The following is a 6,808-nucleotide window of genomic DNA, read 5'->3' as shown; positions in this document are numbered from 1 at the left end:
ATTGATGGAGCCTATGATTGTGCATGAGCGGAGGGGTTTCTCAACAGCCTGCTAGCGATTGGCTGGCCGCGCCTCCCGCCTGACGACCCAGACGCCAACTCCAGTGGGCCAGCGTATGAACGTTCAATCCCGCGCGCTGGCTGTACTGCCGTTGCGTCAGCCCACTCGCTCGCCAACGGGCAACATGCTGCCGCCAGTGCTTCTCTCGTTGCGACTCGCCCATCGCCTATGCCCTTGCCTTCGATGGCTCAAGCTTCTTCGGCTGCTTCCTGGCGGAGAAGATGGGCTGGGCGGAGGCTTACCAACGAATGCCCAGTTTTCTGGGAGCTGGAGTCAACGCGCGATTGCGGCGAGCTGGTCCTGAAGCTGTGCCAGCGATTTCAGCGTCGGCGCGTCGGACGACAGCTGGGCATGCAGGGTCCGACCGGCGAGCTCGACGAGTTCACGCGCTTCACCGGCGTTGTTGTCGCGCAGCAGGAGTGCGGCGAGTTCGAGCTGGATCTCCGCCGTGCCCGGATAGTCCTGCCCGCGCGCTGCCGCGACGATGCGCAGCGCCTCACGCAATTGTGTGATCGCTGCCGGCAAGTCGCCGGCATCGGCGGCGAGCAGGCCGCGCGAACGGGCGAGCTGGCCCCAGCGCGGCGACGTATCCGCGACGATGGGCTTGAACACGGTCTCGGCGGCGTCGAACTCGGCGGCGGCTGCGGTGTGATGGCCTGAGCGGCGCTCCCATTCACCGAGATGGAAATGCTGGCGTCCGCGCTGCAGGTCCAGCGTCGGGTTTTCCTCGGCGCTCGGCGGTATTGGATGCGCCAGAAAGCCGCGTGCTTCGGCCAGGCGTCCCGAAAGCATCAGCAGGCGGCCGAGGTTCTGCCGCGCCAGTATCTGGGCCGAGGAATCCTCGGCCGCGTTCTTCTCCGCGATGGCGAGCGACTGGCGCAGCAGCGGTTCGGCCTGGGCGTAGTCGCCCAATTCCTCCAGCACGCTCGCGAGATTGTTGAGGCTGACGCTGAAGGAGAGGCTGTCCTCGCCGAGATTGGCGCGCGCGCTGGCCAGCGACAGCTGCATCTGTTCGCGCGCCTGGGCGAGCCGGCCCTGGCTGTGATAGATCACGGCCAGTTCATTGCGCACCAGCGCGACCATCTCGCTGTCCGGCTCGTAGCGTTTCAGACGCTCGCGCAGCATTTCCTGCAGCACGGTTTCCGAGGCGGCAAAGTCGCCTTTGGCACGAAAGGAATTGGCGAGAAAGCCCAGCGCCGACAGCAGCACCGGATCGTCCGGCGGATGCGACACGCGCAGCATGGTCACCGCGCGCTGAGCGGCCCGGTTCGCGGCGTCGGCCTCGTTGTGGGTCAGCAGTGCCTCGGACTGGAACAGCAGCGCGTTGGCGTGGTCTTCGCTGCCGCGCAGATCCGTCGCGGCCTCGTAGCGTGCGACCACGTCGTTGAGCGCGGCGACGGCCTCGGCCGGGCGGTCGGCGCGGGCCAGCACCAGCGCCCATTCCGAACGCAGCCGCAGCGCGCGCGCGCCACCGTCGCCATCCAGTCGTGCGGCGAGTTGCATGCCTTCGCTGAGCAATTCCAGTGCCTGCGGAAACTCGAGGTTGTCGCGGCGCGCATTGCCGAGTTCTTCGAGCGTGTCGACGAGCGCGGCGGACTCCGGTGCGGCGACGCGCAGCAGCGCGACGGCTTCGTCCAGTGTCGTGATCGCTTCGGTCGGCAGGCCCTGCCGCGCGTAGAGCCGGCCCAGTGTCGTGAGCAGGCGCGCGCGCTGGGCAGGATCGTCGGTCAGGCTCGTGGCGAGCTGGCGCTTGCCGATGTCGACGAGTTCGCGCGGGCTCAGCACACGCCGGCCGCTGCGGTCCGGATCGGCGGCTTCGAACAACGACACCAGATAGCGCTCCACCGCGCGCGACGCCGCGGTTTCGCTGAGCGCGCGGCGTTCGGCGCTCAGTGCGCGGTCGCGTTCGGCCGCCAGGCGCCAGGTCGACACGGCGATGACGGCGAGCGCGAGCGCGACGGCGCCGACCGCGAACGGATGGCGGTGCAGGAATTTGCTGCTGCGATAGCGCCAGCTGTCAGGCGCGGCGAGCACCGGGCGGCCGCGCAGATAGCGACGCAGATCCTCGGACAGGGCTTCGGGCGACAGGTAGCGCCGTGACGGATCCGCATGCGTGGCCTGGCCGATGATCAGCACGAGTTCCTCGGGCAGCCGCATGCCGTCGGCGCGCGTGAGTACGGCGGGCAGGACCGGCCCTTCGGCGTTCTGCACCGGCGCGGTTTCGGTCAGCACTTCCAGCAACAGCAGGCCGAGCGCGTAGACGTCGGTCGCCGTGCTGACGGCCTCGCCGCGGCGCTGCTCCGGCGCGGCATACGTCGGCGTGAACCAGTGCGCTTGGGTCGCTTCCTGGCGGCCGCTCGCGTTCGGGTCGAGCAGCTTGGCGATGCCGAAGTCGAGCAGGGCCGGCTCGCCGTCACTGCGTACGAGCACGTTGGCGGGCTTGAGGTCGCGATGGATGACGAGGCGCTGATGCGCGTACTGCACGGCGAGGCACACCTTGCGCAGCAGTTCCAGCCGTGCGGTGAGCGTGGCCTTGTGCTCGCGGCACCAGCGCGTGATCGGCTCGCCGGCGACGTATTCCATGACCAGGTAGGGCTGGCCGTCGGCGCTGGTGCCGCCGTCGAGCAGGCGCGCGATGTGCGGGTGTTCCAGCTTGGCCAGGATCTGTCGCTCGCGGCGCAGGCGCTCGGCCGCGTCGCGTGTCGGGATACCACGGATCAGCTTGATCGCGACCTGGCGATCGAATTCCGCGTCGGCACGTTCGGCCAGGAACACCGTGCCCATGCCGCCGGAGCCGATCTCGCAGAGCAGGCGATACGGGCCCAGCATCAGGCCGCGTGCCGGCGCCGTCGCGAGCTCGCTGACGGCTGTGCCGAACTGCCGCGTCACGGCCGCGTCGTCGCGCGCGTCGGCCTGCGCGAGCCTGAGCGCTTCCTGCTTGAGTTCGTCGGCATCGTCCTGCTGTGCGAGCCAGGCGTCGCGCTGTGCCGCCGGCAGGTCCAGCAGCGCATCGAACAGCTGCTGCAGGCGCAGCCAGCGCTCGCCGCTCATGCCTCGAGGCGCTCCTTGAGCCAGGCGCGCGCGAAACGCAGTTCGCGGTCGACGGTCGCGAGCGAAATGTCCATCGTGCCGGCGATTTCCTCGCGCTTGAGGCCGAGGAAATAGGTCAGCTCGATCACTTCGCATTTGCGCGCATCGAGTTCGCGCAGCGCATCGAGCGCGCCGTTGAGCGGGTCGTGCTCGCGCGACTCGCTGGGCTGGTCCTCGGCCGAGGACAGGGTCACATGCACCTGGCCGCCGCCGCGCTTTTCGCTGCCGCGTGCACGCGCCATGTCGATCAGCAGATTGCGCATCGCCGCGACGACGACGCCGAAGAAATGACGCCGGTCGCGCCAGTCAATGTCCTTGCCAAGCAGACGCAGGAACAGTTCGTTGGCCAGTTCGGTCGGCGCGAGCGTCACATCGCCGTCGAACTGGCGCAGGTGTTTGCCGGCGATCGCACGGACCTGCGCATAGACCAGCTCGGTCAGTTCATCGGCGGCGCCGGCCTGGCCCTGGTTCCAGGCCAGCAGCAGGCGCGTGACGTCGTGATCAGTGGCGGGTTCGGACACGGGCGGAACTCCTGCGATGTTGCGGCAATGACTGTGGTGACAGGAATGCTCAAGCAATCACGTCCTCGGGTGGCAAGCGCCGCCAGCCGCGACCGACGCGTCGGCGGCACGCCCCTGAATTCATTTCATCCCGAAGGAAAAGCCACCGTGAAGCATACGAAGACACCCCGCCGTTTGCACTCGTACCGAATGGCACTGGCCGCCAGCGTACTGCTGCTGGCCGCGACACCCGTGCTCGCGCAGCAGGGGCCGCCGGGGGAACTCGATCCGACCTTCGGCAGCGCCGGCAAACTGACCACAGATTTCTTCGCCAGTGCGGAGGAAATCAACGCCGTCGCGCCGCTATCCGATGGACGCTTCGTCGTCGCGGGCACGGTGGTCGGCCGCAACCTGACCGGGCCCGGGTCTTCGCCGAACTTCAGCGTCGCGCGCTACCTTCCCGATGGCCGTCTCGATCCGAGCTTCGGCACCGCTGGACTGGTGCATCTCGACCGCAGCGGCAACGTGGACGAGGCCCACGCGCTCAAGCTGCTGCCGGACCGCAGCCTGCTCGTCTTCGGCATTCTCGCGAACACCGCGTATTCGGACTTCGCCCTCCTCAAGCTGCGCCCCGACGGCAGCGCCGACACCACGTTCGGCGATGCCGTTCCCGGCACCGGCGCGCGTACCGGCGCGGTGCTGCTCGATGTCGCTGGCGCGAATTTCCATGACGAGGGCCGGCACCTTGCCGTGCAGCGCGACGGAAAGATCGTCGTCGCCGGCAACACCCTCGTCGTCGTCGGCAACTTCCGCTACCGCCGCACCACGGTCGCGCGCTTTTCCGCAGACGGCGTGCTCGACACGAGCTTCGGCGGCAACGGCAGCGGCTATCGCGTGCTCGATGGCTTCTTCGCGGCCGACCCGCAGACCAGCGACTACGTCAGCGGCATCGCGACCAACCAGCGCGGCGACCTGCCGGCCGACGACAGCATCACCCTGGTCGGCTACACCTTCGCGCGCAACAACGCGTTCGCCACGCGCCTGACGCGCGACGGCGCGACCGACACGAGCTTCGGCAACCAGGGCCGTGTGCTGTTCAGCGCCATCAGCAGCGGCGGCGTCGCCAGCGGCGTATCCGACCTGCGTGCCGCGCGCATCGACAACGCGGGCCGACTGGTCCTGGTCGGAAGTGGCAATGATCGCGGCCTGGCCTTCCTGCGCCTGCTGCCCAATGGCAGCCCCGATACGAACTTCGGTACCAATGGCCGCACGCTGGTGAAACTCAGCAGCATCTCCAACTACGACGAAGCGCGTGCGCTCGCTCTGCAGGGCAACGGCAAGATCGTTGCGTCCGGCTACGCCACCACCGCGCCGGCCGGCTCGCCGCAGCCGGACTTCTTCGTCGTGCGCCTGACCGCCGAGGGCCAGCCCGATCCCACCTTCGGCGACGGCCAGGGCCGCAAGGCCGTGAACGTGATCACCGGCAATGAGGAATCGCGCGCACTCGCGGTCGAGCCGTCCGGGAACCTGCTGGTCGCCGGCTATGCCGCCCATCCGAACGCTAGCCACACCGACTTCGCGGTGCTGCGTGCGTACGGCGACCCGGATCGGATTTTTGCCGATGATGCGGAGCTGAAGCCGTTCTAAGGCATCCGCGCCTGCATTCTCTCTTGAGCAGCAATTGCGACGTTGTAGATTCCGGTGTACGGTGGCGCGGCGCGTTCGAGGAGTGTCGGCGGAATGATCCGCCGCATCTCTCCGATTCAGACAGGGAAGCCCGCCATGCCTGTTCCTGGAATCCCCGGCGTCGCCGATCGTGCCCCTGCGGTATCGCGCGGCGGTGAAGGCACATGACACTGGCCACGCCGTTCCTGACCCTGCTGGACAGGCGTGCGGACGTGAAAGGTTCGCGCGATCCGCTGGGCGTTCAGCAGATCTGGTCGCGCCTGGGCCGCACCGTCGTGTCGAACCTCACCACGGTGACGACATCGGTCGCGGATTTCGCCATCCTGGTTCTCGGTTGCCACTTCGCGGCCGCGCTGGCGGAGACCAGTGGGCAGAGCCTCGTCGACGTATTTCTCAAGTGGGAGCAGATCGCCGCGTATGCGCGCTTCGGTGCGGGCGACCGCGGTTTTCGCGGAATCGATACGGTCCGCGAACATTGCGAAGTCAAACCCCTCAGTGTCGTTCCCCTGGGCGCGGGTGGTGACGCCCAGCTGCTTGCGAACCAGAAGAGCTACGGCATCTGGGGTTTGTACAGCGTCGCCGCGCGCTCGTCGGGGCTTGTCGATCCGGAGGCGCGGTTGACCGCGGTCGGCGAGCGCCTGGCCGCGCTGCTGCTTGCGCGATTGACGCCGCTGCAGATCCGGGAAATTGAACAACTGCTGGTTTCCGCCACGAAGCTCGACAGAAGCGGACAGGCGGTTCTGCTCAGCGCCATCGCCGACGTATTCCTGCGTCTGGCTGCCGATCAGCGCGCGTTACTGCGTCACCATCTGGCTTACGGCGGCGACGAGCCGTCCGCTGACGATCCCGGCAGATTCGAGCGTCAGCGCCTGTTTGCCGATCAGCTGCAGCTATTTGCGGACGATGACTGGGAATTGAAGGCGGCTACGCTGGCGTCGATCGCCGCGCGCGTCGGCGATACTACGCAGGCGGCCGGACGCGATGTCGCCACCGCGCTGCATCGTATCTGCACGGCCGAGTCGGTCCTGGCGCCGGCCGCCGAATTGTTCGATTTCGCCCTCGGTGCCGACGGAAGCCGGATCGACGATGTCGCCGCGTGCGTCACCGAACGCTGGGGCGCCGCACTGCGCACGAGCATCGACCTCGATGCGGTCGCCGCGCTGCGCACGGAATTCTTCACGGGACCGACCGACCGCGCCGAAAGCGAACCGCGCTGGCAGGCGATTGCTATCGCATTGCGTGAGGCGCGCTATCGCGATGCGCTGCTTGCGCTGATCGCGCACAACGCGACGGTCATGAATGCTCGCGGCGGTGCGGCCTGGATCCTGCTGAAGGACGACATGACGCTGGACGTGCGCTTCCGCGACGTGTCCGGCGCGGAGCTGACGGCTGGCGCAGACTTGCCGGACCTCTGGCGCAACGCGTACTTCATCGAGGCGCTGCGGACCATCGTCCGCGCGCTCAAGGACTGA

At 67.9% G+C, this 6,808-nt stretch carries 4 protein-coding genes; 2 read left to right on the top strand and 2 right to left on the bottom strand.

The window, feature by feature from the left end; translation table 11 throughout:
• Positions 1-333 precede the first annotated feature (333 nt).
• A complete protein-coding gene (locus RUU78_RS10080; RefSeq protein WP_313916170.1) occupies positions 334-3,111 on the bottom strand; it encodes a serine/threonine-protein kinase in 2,778 nt (925 codons plus the stop codon).
• Complete coding sequence (locus RUU78_RS10075; protein WP_313916168.1) at positions 3,108-3,671, bottom strand: ECF-type sigma factor; 564 nt, start codon at positions 3,669-3,671, stop codon at positions 3,108-3,110. Before RUU78_RS10075 ends, RUU78_RS10080 begins: the two co-directional genes overlap by 4 nt.
• A gap of 189 nt (positions 3,672-3,860) precedes the next feature.
• On the opposite strand from RUU78_RS10075, the gene RUU78_RS10070 reads away from it, so the two are divergent.
• Both RUU78_RS10070 and RUU78_RS10065 read left to right on the top strand, forming a co-directional pair.
• Positions 3,861-5,297 carry a hypothetical protein gene (locus tag RUU78_RS10070; protein ID WP_313916166.1) on the top strand — a complete coding sequence of 479 codons (1,437 nt, stop codon included), beginning with the start codon at positions 3,861-3,863 and terminating at the stop codon, positions 5,295-5,297.
• 203 nt (positions 5,298-5,500) lie between these two features.
• Complete coding sequence (locus RUU78_RS10065) at positions 5,501-6,808, top strand: hypothetical protein (RefSeq protein ID WP_313916164.1); 1,308 nt, start codon at positions 5,501-5,503, stop codon at positions 6,806-6,808.

The organism is Tahibacter sp., from assembly GCF_032229445.1.
Taxonomy (GTDB): domain Bacteria; phylum Pseudomonadota; class Gammaproteobacteria; order Xanthomonadales; family Rhodanobacteraceae; genus Tahibacter.
Note: the sequence above shows the minus strand (reverse complement) of the source record. Positions and strands in the feature narration are given on the sequence as shown.

Coding starts and splice junctions, on each gene's coding strand:
- RUU78_RS10070 (WP_313916166.1), top strand. CDS start 3,861: ATGGCACTGGCCGCCAGCGTACTGCTGCTGGCCGCGACACCCGTGCTC.
- RUU78_RS10080 (WP_313916170.1), bottom strand. CDS start 3,111: ATGAGCGGCGAGCGCTGGCTGCGCCTGCAGCAGCTGTTCGATGCGCTG.
- RUU78_RS10065 (WP_313916164.1), top strand. CDS start 5,501: ATGACACTGGCCACGCCGTTCCTGACCCTGCTGGACAGGCGTGCGGAC.